The organism is Streptomyces sp. NPDC104814 (genome assembly GCF_055583185.1).
The window spans coordinates 166,827-182,947 of the sequence record NZ_JBVJOL010000003.1; the positions used below are offsets into that span (position 1 = coordinate 166,827).

The window sequence follows — 16,121 nt, forward strand, 5'->3', positions numbered from 1 at the left end:
GTCATCGCTGCCCCACCGTCACCTCACCGGTGCGCTGCTGCGGCACATGCCGTCGGACGGGCCGGGAGAAGGCGGGCCTGCCGCGGCGGCCCTTGCCGAGGTCCTTCCACCGCAGGGCGGGGCGCTCCACGAAGTGCCAGGAGGCCGCCGCGAGCAGCAGGGTGAAGACCAGGGTGAGGGCGAGGTAGGCGCCGATGCCCCACCGGGTCCAGCCGAGCAGGGCGAGCGTCTGCTGCACGGGGAAACCGTAGATGTAGATGCCGTAGGAGTAGTCGTTGCGGGCGCCGATACGGCGGAAGGGTGCCGGGAGACGGACGGCGAGCCAGACCAGCAGGTAGGCGAAGGCCGGTATGCCCACGGTGAAGAGGTAGCCGTAGTGCAGGCTGCCGACCAGCACCAGCAGGGATGCGATGCCCAGGGGATCGCTGACGGGTATTCGGTGCCGGGCGACCTCGACGAGCGCGCCGAGACCGAAGGCGAAGCCGAGGTAGATCATGAAGCTCGGGTCGACCTGACCGACCAGAGGCAGCCGGAGGCTGTGCAGGTAGTGGGAGGCGTACTGGCCCGCCCACAGCGGGTCCCGGCTCGCGTGCCGCACGACCAGCCAGCCCAGCACCGCCGTCACGACGAGGACGGCACGGCGTGCACGGGCGAGGATGCCGGTGACGGCCAGGACGGCCACGCCGACGTAGCACATCACCTCGTAGTGCAGGCTCCACAGCGCGCCGTTGAAGGAGATGGCGTGGGTGCCCCCCGCTGAGCGCGCGTCGGTCATGATGCGGGAGATGTCCTGCTCGTCCGTCGACAGCCCCCAGTCGGCGCGCACGTAGTCCAGTGGTCCGTGGGGGCCGTTGATGCCACGGAGCGTGGAGTGCAGGTGCCAGTACAGAAACGGCGCCAGCACGAACGCGGTGAGGGCGAGGCAGACCCAGAAGCCCGGCAGGATGCGCAGCGCCCGGTGCCAGAGGAACCGGCCGGCGCTCAGCCTCGCCCCGCTGCGGGTGACGAGAATCCCGGACAGGACGAAGAAGCCGTAGACGGCGAGCTTGCCGAGGTCGGCCTGGCCGCCGCTGAAGTAGTGCAGGTACTCCTTGCCGCCGTACCCGAGAACCCGGGCGTGCGAGACGACGACCGCGAGGGCAAGCCCCAGCCTCAGCAGGCCGAGGCTGTTGTTGCGGCCGGTCAGGAGCTCCGCGACAGTGCCGTGCGACCACCGAGGCGCGAACGCGCGGTGCATGAGAGTCCCCGATGTGGTGATGATCAAACGGTCGATTACACGCTGCCGCCTGCTCTGGCCCTGCGTTCGAAGGCGGCGGCGGTGAGGAAGAGTGCCTCCTCACCGCCGCCGTTCCCTGACAGGGCTGACGGTGTGCTTGATCACGCCATGGCGGTCATCGGGCAACCTGGGCGGCCGGTGTACTGGTGGGCGACGTTCTCGGGGACCTTCGTGTTCCACGAGGGAACTGAGGCGACAGGCACACAGGAGCGCCCCGGACCGGGAGGTCCGGGGCGCCCGTGCGTGGGTCTCAGAACTTCACGCGAGTGGCCGCGGAAGACGCCCGTCAGTTCAGCAGCGCCCGCGCCACCCTCGCCTCGCTGCGGAGTTTTTCCGCCGCGCTCTCGTCGACCGCTGCCAGCAGCTCCGCGTACGCCTCCAGTTCCGCCGCACCCTCGCTGAACCGGCCGCGGCGGATGAGGGTTTCGGCGCGTTCCTGGCGCAGGCGGGCCGGGTGGGAGGGGAGGAGGAGGGAGAGGTCGACCGCCCACAGGGAGACGTCCGAGCGCTCCGGGCGGGCCGCCGCCCATGCGCGGATGTTGTTCAGGATGCGCAGGACGACGTCCAGGGGGTCGGCGGGGGTGAAGTGGGACGGGTCCGGTGTGGTGCCCGTCGCGCCGACGACCAGGAGTTCCGCGTCCGGGCCCGTCAGGACCCGCCCGTGGTCGAAGGGGTCGGCGAGGACCTGGTCCTCCTCCGGGCCGAAGCCGACCACGAAGTGACCCGGCAGGGCCACGCCGTACACCGGTGCCCCGGCGCGGCGTGCGACCTCCATCCACACCACCGACAGCAGGATGGGCAGGCCCCGGCGACGGCGCAGCACCTCGTGCAGCAACGACGACTCCAGGTGGTGGTAGTCACCGGGCGTGCCGTGGAAGGCGAGGCGCTCGCCGAGCACGCGGTGCAGGGCGGCGGCCCAGTCCGCGGGGCCGCCGGGGCGGAACGGCAGCTGCCCGGCCAGCTCGTCCAGTTCCATCTGCGCCGCGTCCATGCCCGCCTCGTCCAGCGAGCCGTCCGCCACCGCGCCGATCAGCAGACACAGCGCGGCCAGGTCGGGCCGCTCGGCCCGCGCCTCGGCGGCGAACCGCCGGTGCAGCTCGGCGGCACGCTCGGGCGGCGGAGGGAAGGGGGGAGGGAACAGCGGGCGGCCCATCAGCGGATCACGCCTTCCCGTCCCCGGCCCCGGTCGCCGGAGAGCCAAGTCGGGCCCCGGCCCCGGTCTCCGGAGAGCCAAGTCGGGCCCCGGCCCCGGTCTCCGGAGAGCCAAGTCGGGCCCCGGCCCCGGTCACCTGAGACGCAAGTCGGGCCCCGGCCCCGGCCCCGGGCGCCTCAGACCCGAGCCCGGCCCCTGCCCCGGCCCCGGGCGCCTCAGACCCACGCCCGACCCCGGCTGCGGGCGCAGACCCCGTCCCCGGCTCGGACGCGGACTCGACCCCAGTCTCCGCCCCGGCCCCGGGGCCCGGCTCGCGGTAGTGGTGGTACGTATGGTGCGCCGTGAAGCCCATCCCGGCGTACAGGCCCCGCGCCGGCGCGTTGTCCGTCTCCACCTGGAGCCACGCCGCCGACGCGCCCTCGCCGAGCGCGCGGCCGGCCAGCGCGGCCATGACGGCGGTCGCGAGCCCCTGCCGCCGGCGCGCCGGGTCGACCTCGACCGCGGCGAAGCCTGCCCAGCGGCCGTCCACCACACAGCGGCCGATCGCGGCCGGCGGCTCACCCGCCTCCCCGGGGACGGTCGCGAACCACACCGAGGGACCGCTGTGCAGCACCTCCAGCGCCACCTCGCTCACCCCCTTGCGCTGGTAGCGGGCCAGCCAGGCCTCGTCGGCCCGGCGGGACAGCACGACCCCGGCCGGCTCGGCGAGATCGGCGACCGGGGCCAGCCCCCCGATCCACAGCTCGGCGCTCACCTCACGCACCCAGCCGCGCCGGTCCAGCTCCGCGCACAGCAGCTCCTGAGTGCCCTCGGCACCGGTCGCCGTCTGCACGTAGGCGGGCAGACCGCGTTCGCCGTACCAGCGTCGTACGGCCGCCAGGGCCTCGTCGAGGGGCAGGCCCGGGTCGCCGAGCGGCAGCGCCGAGTTGGCCCGCCGCGTGAACCCGGCGGCCGCCCGCAGCTCCCACTCACCGAGCCGTTCACTCTCCAGCGGCCGCCACGCGCGCGTGGAGACGTGCGCCAGCTCCCGGTAGGAGGCGGCGGGGCCGCGCCGACGCGCCGGGGCGGCCGGGATCACCTTCCCGGCGACCAGCGAGGATTCCGCGATCCGGACGGACGTCCCGTCCCTTCGTGTGATCAGCAGCACACCGTTGTCCCATGATGTGAGAACACCCACCGTGTCGGTGAATTTCTCTGCTGCGACACCAGCGTCGTTCAAGCGGCGTACCGAGACCCGTTTGCCCACGTCAGCAGTGGTGATACGGACCTCGAGGCGCCCGTCGGCGGAGATTTCCACTGGTCAGTTCACCCCTCCTGTTCGGATCATGCCCAGGAACGGAGATACTAGGGGCGGGCATCGACGACGCCGCGCTCCCGCGCGCCAGGCGGCGGAGCCTGAGGAGGCCCGCCAGCGCCCTATCGAGGAGGAACGACAGCGTGACCTACGTCATCGCGCAGCCTTGTGTCGACGTCAAGGACAAGGCGTGCATCGAGGAGTGCCCGGTCGACTGCATCTACGAGGGCCAGCGGTCCTTGTACATCCACCCGGACGAATGCGTCGACTGTGGTGCCTGTGAGCCGGTCTGCCCGGTCGAGGCGATCTTCTACGAGGACGACACTCCGGAGGAGTGGAAGGACTACTACAAGGCCAACGTCGAGTTCTTCGACGAGCTCGGCTCCCCGGGCGGTGCGAGCAAGCTGGGGCTGATCGAGCGGGACCACCCGGTCATCGCCGCGCTCCCGCCGCAGAACGGCTGACACCCGGCCGCCTCTGAAGCGCCGCCTCGGTCCCGTACGGCCCGATCACCGTCGTGGTCGCCGTACGGGACCGAGGCGTTTGCCGAACCGACGAAAGCGAGCAAGATCCGTGTCCGCAGTCTCGGCACTTTCCGGCCGACTCCCCACCTTCCCCTGGGACAAGCTGGAGCCCTACAAGAAGACGGCCGCGGCGCACCCGGACGGCATCGTCGACCTCTCCGTCGGCACGCCGGTCGACCCGGTGCCCGAGCTGATCCAGAAGGCCCTGATCGACGCCGCGGACTCGCCGGGCTACCCGACGGTCTGGGGCACGCCGGCGCTGCGCGACGCGATCACCGGCTGGGTGGAGCGGCGCCTGGGCGCCCGTGAGGTGACGCACCGGCACGTGCTGCCCGTCGTCGGTTCCAAGGAGCTGGTCGCCTGGCTGCCGACCCAGCTGGGCCTCGGCCCCGGCGACAAGGTCGCCTACCCCCGCCTCGCCTACCCGACGTACGAGGTGGGCGCCCGCCTGGCCCGCGCCGACTACGAGGTCTACGACGACCCGACCGAGCTGGACCCCAGCGGGCTGAAGCTGCTCTGGCTGAACTCGCCGTCCAACCCGACCGGCAAGGTCCTCTCCAAGGACGAGCTGACGACGATCGTGGCCTGGGCCCGCGAGCACGGCGTGCTGGTCTTCTCCGACGAGTGCTACCTGGAGCTGGGCTGGGAGGCCGACCCGGTCTCCGTCCTGCACCCGGACGTCAACGGCGGCTCCTACGACGGCCTCGTCGCCGTCCACTCGCTGTCCAAGCGCTCCAACCTGGCCGGCTACCGCGCCGCGTTCCTCGCCGGCGACCCGGCCGTCCTCGGCCCCCTGCTGGAGATCCGCAAGCACGGCGGCATGATGACGTCGGCCCCGACCCAGGCGGCCGTGGTGGCGGCGCTCGGCGACGACGAGCACGTCCGCGTCCAGCGCGAGCGCTACGCCGCCCGCCGCGAGGCCCTGCGCACCGCCCTGCTCGGGCACGGCTTCCGCATCGAGCACAGCGAGGCCAGCCTCTATCTGTGGGCCACCCGTGACGAGTCCTGCTGGGACACGGTCGCCCGCCTCGCCGACCTCGGCATCCTGGTCGCCCCGGGCGACTTCTACGGCACGGCCGGCGAGAAGTACGTCCGCGTGGCCTTCACGGCGACGGACGAGCGCGTCGCCGCGGCGGTGGCCCGCCTGTCCTGACGTGAACGCCGGGCCCGCCGGCAACGGATGCCCGCGGCGGCGGCCCGCCCGTGCTGCCGGGGCCCGACGTCGTACGGCCGCGGGCTCGTCGTGGCCGGTCGCGCAGTTCCCCGCGCCCTTTCCGGGGCGCGGCCTTCCCTACGGCAGCACAAGGCGACGGGGCCCGGGAACATCCCCGGGCCCCGCCGCCGTACCAGCCGTTCAAGCCGCGCAGCGAGGCGCAGCGAACCGTCAGCCGCCCAGCGGCAGGCCGCCCACCGGCAGGGACGGCGCGCCCTTGGTGAGCACGTCCGTCGGCAGGCCGCCCTGCGTCGCGGTCTTGGCCGTGTCGCCGAGGAGGCCGCCCGCGGAACCGGCCGCCTCACCGGCCGCCTTCTGCGCGACCGGCGTCAGCTTCTTCACCGCGCTGCCACCGCTCTTGCCCGCGGCCGGCACCGCCTGCTGGACCGCCTTGCCGCTGGTTTCGCCCGCGGCGGCGGAGGAGTGCTGCAGCGCGCTGTCGGCCTGGTTGGCGACGCTCGCCCCGTCCAGGGCCGTCAGTCCGCCCAGGTCGGGGGCGGCGGGCAGGGAGGGGGCCGCGCTGGCGGAGCCGGCCGCACCGACCCCGGCGGCCGCTCCTGCAGCGACGAGCAGCGCGGCACGGGCGATCCGGCGGGTCAGGGGGAGGGACATGATGCTCCTTCGACGGGAGAGATCGGTGTAACGCTGAACTGTCCGTCCGGGCCTGTCAGTTGAGCGATCGACTGGCGGTGATCGTTCGGCCTCGGACGCAGTGACTACCGCTCGAAGCCCGCGAAGGTTGCGGATCGGCAACGCAAAGAGTTGGCAATGCGTCGCATTATCGGCTGCGGATAAACACGGGCAAAGAGTGTCCGGTGCGAAAGTCCGCCGAATCCTTCCGCCCCTGTGTTTTCAAGGGATTTGGCGTGTACGCGGGTGACGGCGCGAAAACCTGCGCACCGCACCCGCCGAACCTCCGCCGAGTAACTCCTGCGAGTGAATGCCCGCACTACTGCGCAGTGACGATCCGGACCGTGCCGGTGTCCGCGGCCGGGTCCGAGGAATCCGGGCCGGCCGGGTCCGTGGCGGACGAGTCCGTGCCGGTCGCGCGCCACGTGCTGTCGGTGTTCCCGGCGCTCCACTGCCGCCCGGCGTACGTCACCCGCCGGATGTGCAGCGCGGAGGCGTTGGCCACCGCCCAGTGCGCCAGCTGCCAGCCGCGTTCGCGGACCCCGCGCCGGCCGCCCCCGGCGGGCACCGGCACGCTCACCGCCTGCCCGTCGGCCTCGGCGCTCACGGACGGCGACGGCGCGGGCCGGCCCTTGGCGCCGACCTCCGCGCCGGTCTCCTGGAACGCGCCCCGCCCGAAGTCCCGCACGAGCGCCGCCCGTACCGCGTCCGGGCCGGCCGTGGCGTCCGCGCCGGGGCGGCCCGTGCAGGTCAGCGTGGCCGCGGACTGCCCGGTCAGGGCGGCGGCGAGCAGGACGGCGTCCGGCTCGTGCTTGGCGTACGCCTCCGGGTAGCCGCTGCGCTGCACGCGCTGTGCGGCCACCGTCAGCGGAAGCTCGGTGTAGTCGTGGACCTTGACCAGGTGCTCGTAGAACACGCCCGCCGCGTACGTCGGGTCCATGATCTGCCGCTCGGTGCCCCAGCCCTGCGAGGGCCGCTGCTGGAACAGGCCGAGGGAGTCGCGGTCACCGTGGTCGATGTTGCGCAGCCCGGACTCCTGCAGCGCGGTCGCGAGCGCGATCGTCACGGCACGTTCGGGCAGGTCCCGATTGGTGCCGACGGCCGCGATCGTCGCCGCGTTCACCGCCTGCTCCGGCGTGAACGTGTACGTCGCTCCGTCGGCCCTGCCCGAGACCACCTTGCAGCCCGGGGCGCCGGCGCCTCCGGTGACGTACTGCACCACGAGGTAACCGGCGACCGCGCACAGCACCACGACGGCCGCGCCGAGACGCAGGAGACGGCTGCGACGCTTGGGAGAGGTGGGGGTCGACTCTGGCACGTCGTACAAGTTACTGGAGGGGACCGTGGGCGTCGCCAGGGGTTCGCACACCGCGGAAACGACGGGCGGGCGGACGCGCGGGATAGGGTCGGAGCCATGCCCGAAACCCCGCTTGACCTCACGCTGGACGCCGCGGCTCTCACCGCGCAGCTCGTCGACTTCCCCTCCGAGAGCGGCACGGAGAAGCCGCTGGCGGACGCGATCGAGGCCGCGCTGCGCGCCCTGCCGCACCTGACGGTGGACCGCCTCGGCAACAACGTGGTGGCGCGCACCGACCTGGGCCGCGCGGAGCGCGTGGTCCTCGCCGGCCACATCGACACCGTGCCGATCGCCGACAACGTCCCCTCCCGGCTGGACGAGGACGGCGTGCTGTGGGGCTGCGGCACCTGCGACATGAAGGCGGGCGTCGCGGTACAACTGCGCATCGCGGCCACCGTGCCCGCGCCCAACCGCGACCTGACCTTCGTCTTCTACGACAACGAGGAGGTCGCCGCCGACCTCAACGGCCTCAAGCACGTCGCCGAGGCGCGTCCCGAGTGGCTCGAGGGCGACTTCGCGGTGCTGCTGGAGCCGTCCGACGGCGAGGTCGAGGGCGGCTGCCAGGGCACGCTGCGGGTGCTGCTGAAGACGAGCGGTGAGCGCGCGCATTCCGCGCGCAGCTGGATGGGTTCCAACGCCATCCACGCGGCGGCGCCGATCCTCGCCCGGCTGGCCGCCTACGAGCCGCGCCGGCCGGTCATCGACGGCCTGCGGTACCACGAGGGCCTGAACGCGGTGGCGATCTCCGGCGGGGTCGCGGGCAATGTGATTCCCGATGCCTGTGTGGTGACGGTCAACTTCCGTTACGCGCCCGACCGCAGCGAGGAGGAGGCCGTCGCCCATGTGCGGGAGGTCTTCGCGGACTGCGGGGTCGAGGAGTTCGTGATCGACGACCACAGCGGCGGCGCGCTGCCCGGTCTGTCCCACCCGGCCGCGCGGGCCTTCATCGACGCGGTCGGCGGCACCCCGAAGCCCAAGTTCGGCTGGACGGACGTCGCCCGCTTCAGCGCGCTGGGCGTCCCGGCGGTCAACTACGGCCCCGGCAACCCGCTCCTCGCGCACAAGCGGGACGAGCGCGTGGAGACGGCGAAGATCCTCGCGGGGGAGGAGCGCCTGCGGTCCTGGCTGACGTCATGACCCGTTCGGCCGTGTTTACGGCGCAGCGCGGCGGACATATTCAGGTCCCTCAGACGTAACCCGCGTAGATCTACGCTGAGGTGTACGAACCGCACGACGGAGGGAGCGCACATGCCGACCGGGAACCCCGAGGGGAAGAAGATCCCGCCGGACGAGAAGCGACTCGGACCGGTCCTGCGGCGACGGGACAAGGTGGAGGCCAGCACCACGGACCAGCGGCTGCTGGACGAGCGCGCCCCCTCCGACTGGGTGCACACCGACCCCTGGCGGGTGCTGCGCATCCAGTCGGAGTTCATCGAGGGCTTCGGCACGCTGGCCGAACTCCCGCCCGCGATCAGCGTCTTCGGCTCCGCCCGCACCCCGGCGGACTCACCGGAGTACGAGGCCGGCGTACGGCTGGGACGCGCGCTGGTGCAGGCCGGCTGGGCGGTGATCACGGGCGGCGGCCCCGGCGCCATGGAGGCCGCCAACAAGGGCGCCTGCGAGGCGGGCGGCACCTCGGTGGGCCTGGGCATCGAGCTGCCCTTCGAGCAGGGGCTGAACCCGTACGTCGACATCGGGCTCAACTTCCGCTACTTCTTCGTCCGCAAGATGATGTTCGTCAAGTACGCGCAGGGCTTCGTGGTCCTGCCCGGCGGCCTCGGCACGCTCGACGAACTCTTCGAGGCGCTGACCCTGGTCCAGACCCAGAAGGTCACGCAGTTCCCGATCGTCCTGTTCGGCACGGAGTACTGGGGCGGCCTGGTCGACTGGCTGAAGAACACCCTGGTCGCCCAGGGCAAGGCGTCCGAGGCGGACCTGCTGCTCTTCCACGTCACGGACGACGTGGACGAGGCGGTGGCCCTGGTGTCGAAGGAGGCGGGCCGGTGACACTGCTCAGCCACTGAGCGCAAGTGTCATCCAGTTGTACACTACGTTCATGGCGGATACCTATCCCATTGCCGAGGCGCGGGGCAGGCTAGGCGAGCTCGCCCGGCGGGCCGCCCAGCATGAGCACATCACGCTCACCGACCGGGGCATTCCCACGGCCGTCCTCATCTCCCCCGCGGAGCTGGAGGATCTGGAGGACGCCCTCGCGCTGGCTCGCTTGGAGCGCGACCGGGCGCTCGGCCGCACAGAGGCACCCGTTCCGCATGCCGAGGCGCGGCGGACACTCCTCGAGGCCGCGGGGAGGAGCACGGCGTGACGTGGGAGGTCACGTGGGAGCCGGCAGCCCTCAATGAGGCCACCGGCTTCCTCAAGGCCGATCCCGAGGGCGCGGACACCCTTCTTCAGGCGACCGACGGACTCACGGAGAACCCGAGGCCGGAGGGGTCGCGAGCGTGGGGGGTGCACCACCGCCGTCTCCACCGCGGTCCGTGGCGCATCCTGTACCGCATCGCCGAGGAGGCTCGAACGCTGCACATCGAGCACATCGGCCGCACCCGCGAGTGAGGTACCCCTAGGCCAGCCCGCGTCGTGCCACCGCCGGTGGGCGTCGGCCCGCGATCGTCGCGACCATGTCCAGCACCTGCCGGGTCTCGGCGACCTCGTGCACCCGGTACACCTGCGCCCCCAGCCACGCCGACACCGCCGTCGTCGCCAGCGTCCCGAGCAGTCGTTCCTTCACCGGCTTGTCCAGCGTCTCGCCCACGAAGTCCTTGTTGGACAGCGACACCAGCACCGGCCACCCCGTCGCGACCATCTCGTCCAGCCGCCGCGTGGCCTCCAGACTGTGCCGGGTGTTCTTGCCGAAGTCGTGCCCCGGGTCGATCAGGATCGACTCCCTCGGCACGCCCAGCGCGGCCGCCCGCTCGGCGAGCCCCACGGTCACCTCGAGGATGTCGGCCATGACGTCGTCGTACGCCACCCGATGGGGTCGCGTCCTCGGCTCCGCCCCGCCCGCGTGCGTGCACACCAGCCCCGCGCCGTAGCGCGCCGCGACCTCCGCGAGGCCCGGATCGACGCCGCCCCACGCGTCGTTCAGCAGATCGGCGCCCGCCTCGCAGACGGCCTCACCGACCTCCGCGCGCCAGGTGTCGACGCTGATGACCACGTCGGGGAACCGCCGCCGCACCTCGGCCACGAAGCCGACCGTGCGCCGTGCCTCCTCCTCGGCGCCGACCTCCTCGCCCGGCCCGGCCTTCACCCCGCCGATGTCGATGATCGCCGCGCCCTCGGCCACAGCCTGCTCCACGCGCGCAAGGGCCGGCTCGTCGCGGAACGTCGCCCCCTGGTCGTAGAAGGAGTCCGGCGTCCGGTTCACGATCGCCATGATCACCGGCTCGTGCGCGCCGAATTCCCGCCTGCCCAGCCTGAGCATCCGCTGCGACCTCTCCTCGTACATCCTGGGTTCTTCCTGGTCTTGCGCCGCCTGTGACCCTAACTGTCAGCGTCGCATGGCACGATCGGACCCTGACACTGAAGACACCGAACGTGGGGTAGCCGGCGATGGTTATGTTCCTGTTCCTGGTCGTCGCGCTCGCCGTCGTGGTGGCCGCGGTGACGCTCGCCGTGCTGGGCGGCGGCGAGGGCACCGGGCCGCTGCCGGAGGCGGGCCCCGAGCGGCTCCACGATCCGCTGCCACCGGACCGGCCCGTCTCCCGCGCCGACATCGACGCCCTGCGCTTCCCGCTCGCCGCCCGCGGCTACCGCATGGCCGACGTGGACGACGCCCTGAACCGCGTCGCCGCCGAACTCGCCGAGCGGGACGCCCGTATCGCCGACCTGGAGTCCGCGCTGGCCGGGGCGCGGGCCGCGGCCACCCGGGTGCCCCTGGACAAGCCCGAGCATCAGGAGGAGCAGTGACGACGGCCACCGCGCTCGCCGGCACGGACGGCGCCCTGCGCTGCCCGTGGGCCCTGTCCGCACCGGAGTACGTGCGCTACCACGACGAGGAGTGGGGCCGCCCGGTCCACGGCGACGACGCCCTCTTCGAACGGCTCGCCCTGGAGGCCTTCCAGTCCGGCCTGTCCTGGATCACCATCCTGCGCCGCCGCCCCGGCTTCCGCGCCGCCTTCGCCGGCTTCGAGATCGCCAAGGTCGCCACCTTCGACGACGGCGACCGCGAACGGCTGCTCGCCGACCCGGGCATCATCCGCAACCGAGCCAAGATCGACGCCACGCTCGCCAACGCGCGGGCGCTCGCCGAGTGGCAGCCCGGCGAGCTGGACGACCTCATCTGGTCCCACGCCCCGGACGCGGGCACCCGCCCGGCCCCCAGAACGCTCGCCGACGTGCCCGCCATCACCCCGGAGTCGACGGCCCTGTCGAAGGCGCTGAAGAAGCGCGGCCTGCGCTTCGTCGGCCCGACGACGGCGTACGCCCTGATGCAGGCGTGCGGGCTGGTCGACGACCACCTGGCCGACTGCGTCGCCCGCCGCCGCTGAGACCCCTGAGACCGGTGAGGCGGTGAGGCCGGTGAGGCCGTGAGTCCTACCGCCCCAGGTACTTCGGCTTCTCCTTGTTGACGAACGCCTGCACCGCGATCGCGTGGTCCTCGGACTGTCCCGCGCGGGCCTGCAGCTCGTCCTCCTTCTCCAGCGTCTCGGCCAGGGAGTGGGTCAGGCCGTAGGCCACCGACTCCTTCAGCGCCGCGTACGCCACCGTCGGTCCCTCGGCGAGCTGCCGCGCCAGCTTCTCCGCCTCCGCGCGCAGCTCGGCCGCCGGCACCAGCCGGTTGGCGATGCCCAGCTCGTACGCCTCCTGGGCGGAGATGCTGCGCGGGAAGAGCAGCAGGTCGGCGGCGCGGCCGGGCCCGACCACGCGCGGCAGGGTCCAGGAGATGCCGGAGTCGGCGGTCAGCGCGACGCCCGCGAAGGACGTGTTGAACGCGGCCGTCTCCGCGACGATCCGGTAGTCCGCGGTGAGCGCGAAACCGAAGCCGGCGCCGGCCGCGACGCCGTTCACGGCGGCCACCACCGGCTTCGGCGCGCCGGCCAGGGCCCGCACGATCGGGTTGTAGTGCTCCTTCACCGTGCTCATCGTCTGCCCCGACCCGGACTCCCGGTCGGCGGCCAGCAGCCCGATGTGCTCCTTGAGGTCCTGGCCCACGCAGAACGCCCGGTCCCCGGCCGCGGTGAGCAGGATCGCCCGTACGGCGCTGTCGCCCGCCGCGGATTCGGCCGCCTCCCGGAGGGCGACCTTGGTCGCGATGTTCAGCGCGTTCATCGCCTCCGGGCGGTTCAGCGTGATCGTCGCGAGCCCGTCGCTCACCTCGTAGAGCACGGTGTCGGCCATGGCGCATCCCTCCGGTGTCGAGGCACGGCGTACCGCTCGGTACGCCGGTGTACGAAGGACAGCATGGCGGAGATCACCGGCGCTGGACCGGGCCGGACATGTGAGGTGCGTCAAACAATTCCACGCACGGCGCACCCGGGAGCCGTCCGCGCGGCCGAGCAGTATCGCAGGCACATCGCCGAATTGAGTGGTTTTGCTCGCGCGCGTTGCCCAAGCGATGCGGACTGATGTTGGTCATCGGGTCCTGAGATGCGGGATAATGGCCTGGAAGCAATGTGTTCGATGCCGGTGACGCGTGTCCTGGGCCCTTCCGGGCGGTGGGCCCGCGCGTGCCCTTCATGGGCCGTCGGCTTTGACGATGAGCTGGTTTCAGGAAGGGGAACGAGCATGGCGGCCATGAAGCCGCGGACGGGCGACGGCCCGCTCGAGGTGACCAAGGAGGGGCGGGGCATCGTCATGCGCGTTCCGCTCGAAGGCGGCGGTCGGCTCGTCGTCGAGCTGACCCCGGACGAGGCCGACGCACTCGGCGACGCCCTCAAGAAGGTCGTCGGCTGACGCGCAAGCGACCATATCCTTTCGGCCGCCCCGGCGCCCCAAGTGGGTGCCGGGGCGGCCGTTTGCACAGGTCAGGGCGCACGTGGTCAGAGGCGGCGGGACAGCGGTTCAGCGCTTGACCGCGCACAGCAGGCCGTCGCCGACCGGCAGCAGCGACGGCACCAGGTCCTGGCTCTCGCGCACCGCGCGCAGCAGCTCCCGGATCCGTATGACCTCGGTCGGCTGCGGACCGGAGTCGACCGTGCGCCCGGCCGCGAAGACGCCCTCGAAGACCACCAGGCCGCCGGGGCGCAGCAGGCGCAACGATTCGGCGAGGTAGTCCATGAACTCCAGCCGGTCGCCGTCGCAGAAGACGAGGTCGTAGCCGGCGTCCGCGAGCCGCGGCAGGACGTCGAGGGCCGGGCCGGGGATGAAGCGCGCCCGGTTGCTGGCGAACCCGGCGGCACGGAAGGCCTGCCGCGCGAACTGCTGGTGCTCCGGCTCGGGATCGACGGTGGTCAGCACCCCGTCGGGACGCATGCCGTGCAGCAGATGGATGCCGGAGACGCCGCAGCCGGTGCCGATCTCCGCCACCGCCTTGGCGTCCACGGTGGCGGCCAGCAACCGCAGCGCCGCGCCCGTGCCGGGCGACACCGAACGCAGCCCCGCCTCGAGGGCCCGGTCGCGGGCCCACAGCAGCGCGTCGTCCTCGGCGACAAAGGCGTCGGCGAACGCCCAGTCCGTCTGCCGGTTGCCGGTAATGACCCTCTCCTGTCCCCATGGTTGCCTCGGCGTGACTGTATCCGTTGGTGCCGGGAACCCGCAGATGGGACCGGGCGTTTAGAAGGGTGGGAGACGCACCGGGGGGACACAGTTGGATCACGACGGGGCGCGCGGCGCCGAGCAAGTGCTGACGCAGCCGTATGAGCCGTATCAGCACAGATCAAATTCTCGTAAAACCGCTTATCCGGTCCTAACGGGCGAGGTGGCTATGGTAGGGGCTCCACTGGACACCACCAGAGCTGACAGGGGAGGTGCGGCCGCGCCTGAGGACCGGGGAGGAGTGCTGCGGCGCTTCCTCGGATCGGCGGGCAGGCCGAAATCCGTGACCGACACCGCTGACACCAGCCACGCCGCGGCCCTTGCCGCAGGCCCGGCCCAGACCGCGACCTTCTCCACCGACGCGGACGGCCAGGCGTGGACTCCGCCCACCTGGGAGGAGATCGTCAGCACGCACAGCGGGCGGGTCTACCGCCTCGCCTACCGCCTCACGGGCAACCAGCACGACGCCGAGGACCTCACCCAGGAGGTCTTCGTCCGTGTCTTCCGCTCCCTGTCGACGTACTCGCCGGGCACCTTCGAGGGCTGGCTGCACCGCATCACCACCAACCTCTTCCTGGACATGGTGCGCCGCAAGCAGCGCATCCGCTTCGACGCGCTCGGCGAGGACGCGGCCGAGCGGCTGGCCAGCAAGGAGCCCACCCCGCAACAGGTCTTCAACGACGCCCACTTCGACGCCGACATCCAGCAGGCGCTGGACACGCTGGCCCCGGAGTTCCGCGCCGCCGTCGTCCTGTGCGACATCGAGGGACTGAGCTACGAGGAGATCGCCGCGACCCTCGGCGTCAAGCTCGGCACGGTCCGCTCGCGCATCCACCGCGGCCGCTCCCAGCTGCGCAAGGCGCTCGCCCACCGCTCGCCCGAGGCCCGGGAGCGCCGCTCCCTGATGGCCCGCGTGCCCGTGCTGGGGGGAGGGGGCGCGACCGCGTGAGTGGATCACGTCCCAACCCCGCAGAGCAGCACCTGGGAGACCGGCTCTCCGCCCTGGTGGACGGCGAACTCGGTCACGAGACGCGTGAGCGCGTCCTGGCGCACGTGGCGACCTGCCCGAAGTGCAAGGCGGAGGTCGACGCGCAGCGCCGTCTGAAGAACGTCTTCGCGGAGGTGGCGCCACCGCCCCCGTCCGAGAGCTTCCTGGCCCGTCTCCAGGGGCTGCCGGGGGGAGGTGACCTCGACGGCGGCGGCTCGCCGTTCGGCGGGGGTGGGCTCGGCGGTTTCTCCGGCTTCCCGGGACGCTCCGGGGCGTCCGGGGTCTTCGGCGTGAAGCGGGGCGGCGGAGCGCCGTTCGACTTCGACTACGCGCCGGGCCGCGGGCCGGGACACGGGCACGCCGCGGCGGTGCCGGTGCCCGCCGCGCCGGGTTTCCGCATCCACCCCGTCAGCCGGGGCGAGACCGGACCCTCCCGGGGGCTGCGGTTCGCATTTGTCGCGGCCGGGGCCGTGTCGCTGGCCGCGATCGCGCTGGGCGGTGTCACCACCGGCAGCCCTGCCGCCACGGACACCCGGGCCGGCTCAGGCAGCAACGTCACCCCGGCGGGCTCCCCGACCACGGGCGCGGCGAGCGCTCCCGAGTCCCAGCGCCGCCGGGGCGCGACACCGCTGATGGCGCAGAGCGGCCAGAGCACGTTCGCGGGCACCCCGGTGGCACCCACGACGCTGTCCGCTCCCCTGCTGCCCGGCCTGCCCACGCCGAGCACCCTCCAGGACGTGGCGCGCACGCTGACCACACCCGTCATGGCCGGTGCGGCCGCCATGTCACCGCTGATACGCCCGCTCAGCGTCACGGCGCCCATCGCACTGACCACGCCGTCCCCGGCGCCGGCGGTGACGACGCCGGGTGTGCTGTCCCTGTCGGCGTCCGGCGGCCCGGCGTTCCCCTCGTTCCCTTCCTCCTCGCCTTCCGCCACGTCCTCCCCCTGACGGCCTCTGCGCGGCAGGCCCGCGA

Annotated in this window: 18 protein-coding genes and 1 pseudogene; 11 read left to right on the forward strand and 8 right to left on the reverse strand. The window is 72.6% G+C overall.

Going from position 1 to position 16,121, the window contains the following annotated elements:
• Position 1: 1 nt before the first annotated feature.
• From ACZ64A_RS13850 to ACZ64A_RS13860, 3 genes and pseudogenes are all read right to left on the reverse strand, one after another.
• The gene (locus ACZ64A_RS13850; RefSeq protein ID WP_469810384.1) at positions 2-1,264 is read right to left on the reverse strand and encodes an acyltransferase family protein; all 1,263 of its coding nucleotides are present in this window, start codon (positions 1,262-1,264) and stop codon (positions 2-4) included.
• Positions 1,265-1,562: 298 nt separating this feature from the next.
• A complete protein-coding gene (locus ACZ64A_RS13855) occupies positions 1,563-2,429 on the reverse strand; it encodes a transglutaminase family protein (protein ID WP_469810385.1) in 867 nt (288 codons plus the stop codon).
• Positions 2,430-2,736: 307 nt separating this feature from the next.
• A pseudogene (locus tag ACZ64A_RS13860) lies at positions 2,737-3,726 on the reverse strand (GNAT family N-acetyltransferase); the annotation flags it as partial.
• Positions 3,727-3,866: 140 nt separating this feature from the next.
• Between ACZ64A_RS13860 and fdxA the strand changes: the two are divergent.
• Positions 3,867-4,187, forward strand: a complete 321-nt coding sequence (gene fdxA / locus ACZ64A_RS13865) for a ferredoxin (protein WP_361628689.1) — start codon at positions 3,867-3,869, stop codon at positions 4,185-4,187.
• A gap of 109 nt (positions 4,188-4,296) precedes the next feature.
• Positions 4,297-5,400: a bifunctional succinyldiaminopimelate transaminase/glutamate-prephenate aminotransferase gene (locus ACZ64A_RS13870; protein ID WP_469810387.1), complete on the forward strand. Its 1,104-nt coding sequence runs from the start codon at positions 4,297-4,299 to the stop codon at positions 5,398-5,400.
• A gap of 231 nt (positions 5,401-5,631) precedes the next feature.
• Here the strand turns inward: ACZ64A_RS13870 and ACZ64A_RS13875 are convergent, their stop codons facing one another.
• Positions 5,632-6,072, reverse strand: a complete 441-nt coding sequence (locus ACZ64A_RS13875; protein WP_469810388.1) for an ATP-binding protein — start codon at positions 6,070-6,072, stop codon at positions 5,632-5,634.
• A gap of 337 nt (positions 6,073-6,409) precedes the next feature.
• Positions 6,410-7,408 carry a VldE C-terminal domain-containing protein gene (locus ACZ64A_RS13880; protein ID WP_469810389.1) on the reverse strand — a complete coding sequence of 333 codons (999 nt, stop codon included), beginning with the start codon at positions 7,406-7,408 and terminating at the stop codon, positions 6,410-6,412.
• A 96-nt stretch (positions 7,409-7,504) separates the two neighbouring features.
• Here ACZ64A_RS13880 and dapE point away from each other — a divergent pair, with 96 nt between their 5' ends.
• The 4 genes from dapE to ACZ64A_RS13900 all read left to right on the forward strand — a co-directional run bounded on the left by dapE (position 7,505) and on the right by ACZ64A_RS13900 (position 10,018).
• Positions 7,505-8,584: a succinyl-diaminopimelate desuccinylase gene (gene dapE, locus ACZ64A_RS13885; RefSeq protein ID WP_469810390.1), complete on the forward strand. Its 1,080-nt coding sequence runs from the start codon at positions 7,505-7,507 to the stop codon at positions 8,582-8,584.
• A gap of 111 nt (positions 8,585-8,695) precedes the next feature.
• Positions 8,696-9,454, forward strand: coding sequence for an LOG family protein (locus ACZ64A_RS13890; RefSeq protein WP_469810391.1), 759 nt, complete (start codon positions 8,696-8,698; stop codon positions 9,452-9,454).
• A gap of 49 nt (positions 9,455-9,503) precedes the next feature.
• Entirely contained in the window at positions 9,504-9,770 is a 267-nt protein-coding gene (locus tag ACZ64A_RS13895) for a type II toxin-antitoxin system prevent-host-death family antitoxin (protein ID WP_469810393.1), read from the forward strand.
• A complete protein-coding gene (locus ACZ64A_RS13900; protein WP_469810394.1) occupies positions 9,767-10,018 on the forward strand; it encodes a type II toxin-antitoxin system RelE family toxin in 252 nt (83 codons plus the stop codon). The genes ACZ64A_RS13895 and ACZ64A_RS13900 overlap by 4 nt, the downstream gene beginning before the upstream one ends.
• A 7-nt stretch (positions 10,019-10,025) precedes the next feature.
• Here ACZ64A_RS13900 and folP read toward each other — a convergent pair whose 3' ends face one another.
• Entirely contained in the window at positions 10,026-10,886 is an 861-nt protein-coding gene (gene folP, locus ACZ64A_RS13905) for a dihydropteroate synthase (RefSeq protein WP_469810816.1), read from the reverse strand.
• A gap of 134 nt (positions 10,887-11,020) precedes the next feature.
• Between folP and ACZ64A_RS13910 the strand changes: the two genes are divergently transcribed.
• Positions 11,021-11,371, forward strand: a complete 351-nt coding sequence (locus tag ACZ64A_RS13910) for a DivIVA domain-containing protein (protein WP_469810817.1) — start codon at positions 11,021-11,023, stop codon at positions 11,369-11,371.
• Complete coding sequence (locus ACZ64A_RS13915; RefSeq protein ID WP_469810396.1) at positions 11,368-11,952, forward strand: DNA-3-methyladenine glycosylase I; 585 nt, start codon at positions 11,368-11,370, stop codon at positions 11,950-11,952. The genes ACZ64A_RS13910 and ACZ64A_RS13915 overlap by 4 nt, the downstream gene beginning before the upstream one ends.
• Positions 11,953-11,998: 46 nt before the next feature.
• On the opposite strand, the gene chcB is transcribed toward ACZ64A_RS13915, so the two are convergent.
• A complete protein-coding gene (chcB, locus tag ACZ64A_RS13920; protein WP_469810397.1) occupies positions 11,999-12,802 on the reverse strand; it encodes a 2-cyclohexenylcarbonyl CoA isomerase in 804 nt (267 codons plus the stop codon).
• A 387-nt stretch (positions 12,803-13,189) separates the two neighbouring features.
• On the opposite strand from chcB, the gene ACZ64A_RS13925 reads away from it, so the two are divergent.
• The gene (locus tag ACZ64A_RS13925; RefSeq protein WP_003966491.1) at positions 13,190-13,357 is read left to right on the forward strand and encodes a DUF3117 domain-containing protein; all 168 of its coding nucleotides are present in this window, start codon (positions 13,190-13,192) and stop codon (positions 13,355-13,357) included.
• A 108-nt stretch (positions 13,358-13,465) separates the two neighbouring features.
• Here the strand turns inward: ACZ64A_RS13925 and ACZ64A_RS13930 are convergent, their stop codons facing one another.
• Positions 13,466-14,164, reverse strand: coding sequence for an O-methyltransferase (locus ACZ64A_RS13930; protein WP_469810818.1), 699 nt, complete (start codon positions 14,162-14,164; stop codon positions 13,466-13,468).
• Positions 14,165-14,399: 235 nt separating this feature from the next.
• On the opposite strand from ACZ64A_RS13930, the gene sigE reads away from it, so the two are divergent.
• Both sigE and ACZ64A_RS13940 read left to right on the forward strand, forming a co-directional pair.
• Positions 14,400-15,107: an RNA polymerase sigma factor SigE gene (gene sigE, locus ACZ64A_RS13935; protein WP_469810399.1), complete on the forward strand. Its 708-nt coding sequence runs from the start codon at positions 14,400-14,402 to the stop codon at positions 15,105-15,107.
• Entirely contained in the window at positions 15,104-16,096 is a 993-nt protein-coding gene (locus ACZ64A_RS13940) for an anti-sigma factor family protein (protein WP_469810401.1), read from the forward strand. The genes sigE and ACZ64A_RS13940 overlap by 4 nt, the downstream gene beginning before the upstream one ends.
• The last annotated feature ends 25 nt before the right edge of the window (positions 16,097-16,121 follow it).

What these genes read in the sequence shown, in the direction of transcription:
- ACZ64A_RS13855 (WP_469810385.1), bottom strand. Translation starts at nt 2,429, where the DNA reads ATGGGCCGCCCGCTGTTCCCTCCCCCCTTCCCTCCGCCGCCCGAGCGT.
- ACZ64A_RS13875 (WP_469810388.1), bottom strand. Translation starts at nt 6,072, where the DNA reads ATGTCCCTCCCCCTGACCCGCCGGATCGCCCGTGCCGCGCTGCTCGTC.
- dapE (WP_469810390.1), top strand. Translation starts at nt 7,505, where the DNA reads ATGCCCGAAACCCCGCTTGACCTCACGCTGGACGCCGCGGCTCTCACC.
- ACZ64A_RS13890 (WP_469810391.1), top strand. Translation starts at nt 8,696, where the DNA reads ATGCCGACCGGGAACCCCGAGGGGAAGAAGATCCCGCCGGACGAGAAG.
- ACZ64A_RS13895 (WP_469810393.1), top strand. Translation starts at nt 9,504, where the DNA reads ATGGCGGATACCTATCCCATTGCCGAGGCGCGGGGCAGGCTAGGCGAG.
- folP (WP_469810816.1), bottom strand. Translation starts at nt 10,886, where the DNA reads ATGCTCAGGCTGGGCAGGCGGGAATTCGGCGCGCACGAGCCGGTGATC.
- ACZ64A_RS13910 (WP_469810817.1), top strand. Translation starts at nt 11,021, where the DNA reads ATGTTCCTGTTCCTGGTCGTCGCGCTCGCCGTCGTGGTGGCCGCGGTG.
- chcB (WP_469810397.1), bottom strand. Translation starts at nt 12,802, where the DNA reads ATGGCCGACACCGTGCTCTACGAGGTGAGCGACGGGCTCGCGACGATC.
- ACZ64A_RS13925 (WP_003966491.1), top strand. Translation starts at nt 13,190, where the DNA reads ATGGCGGCCATGAAGCCGCGGACGGGCGACGGCCCGCTCGAGGTGACC.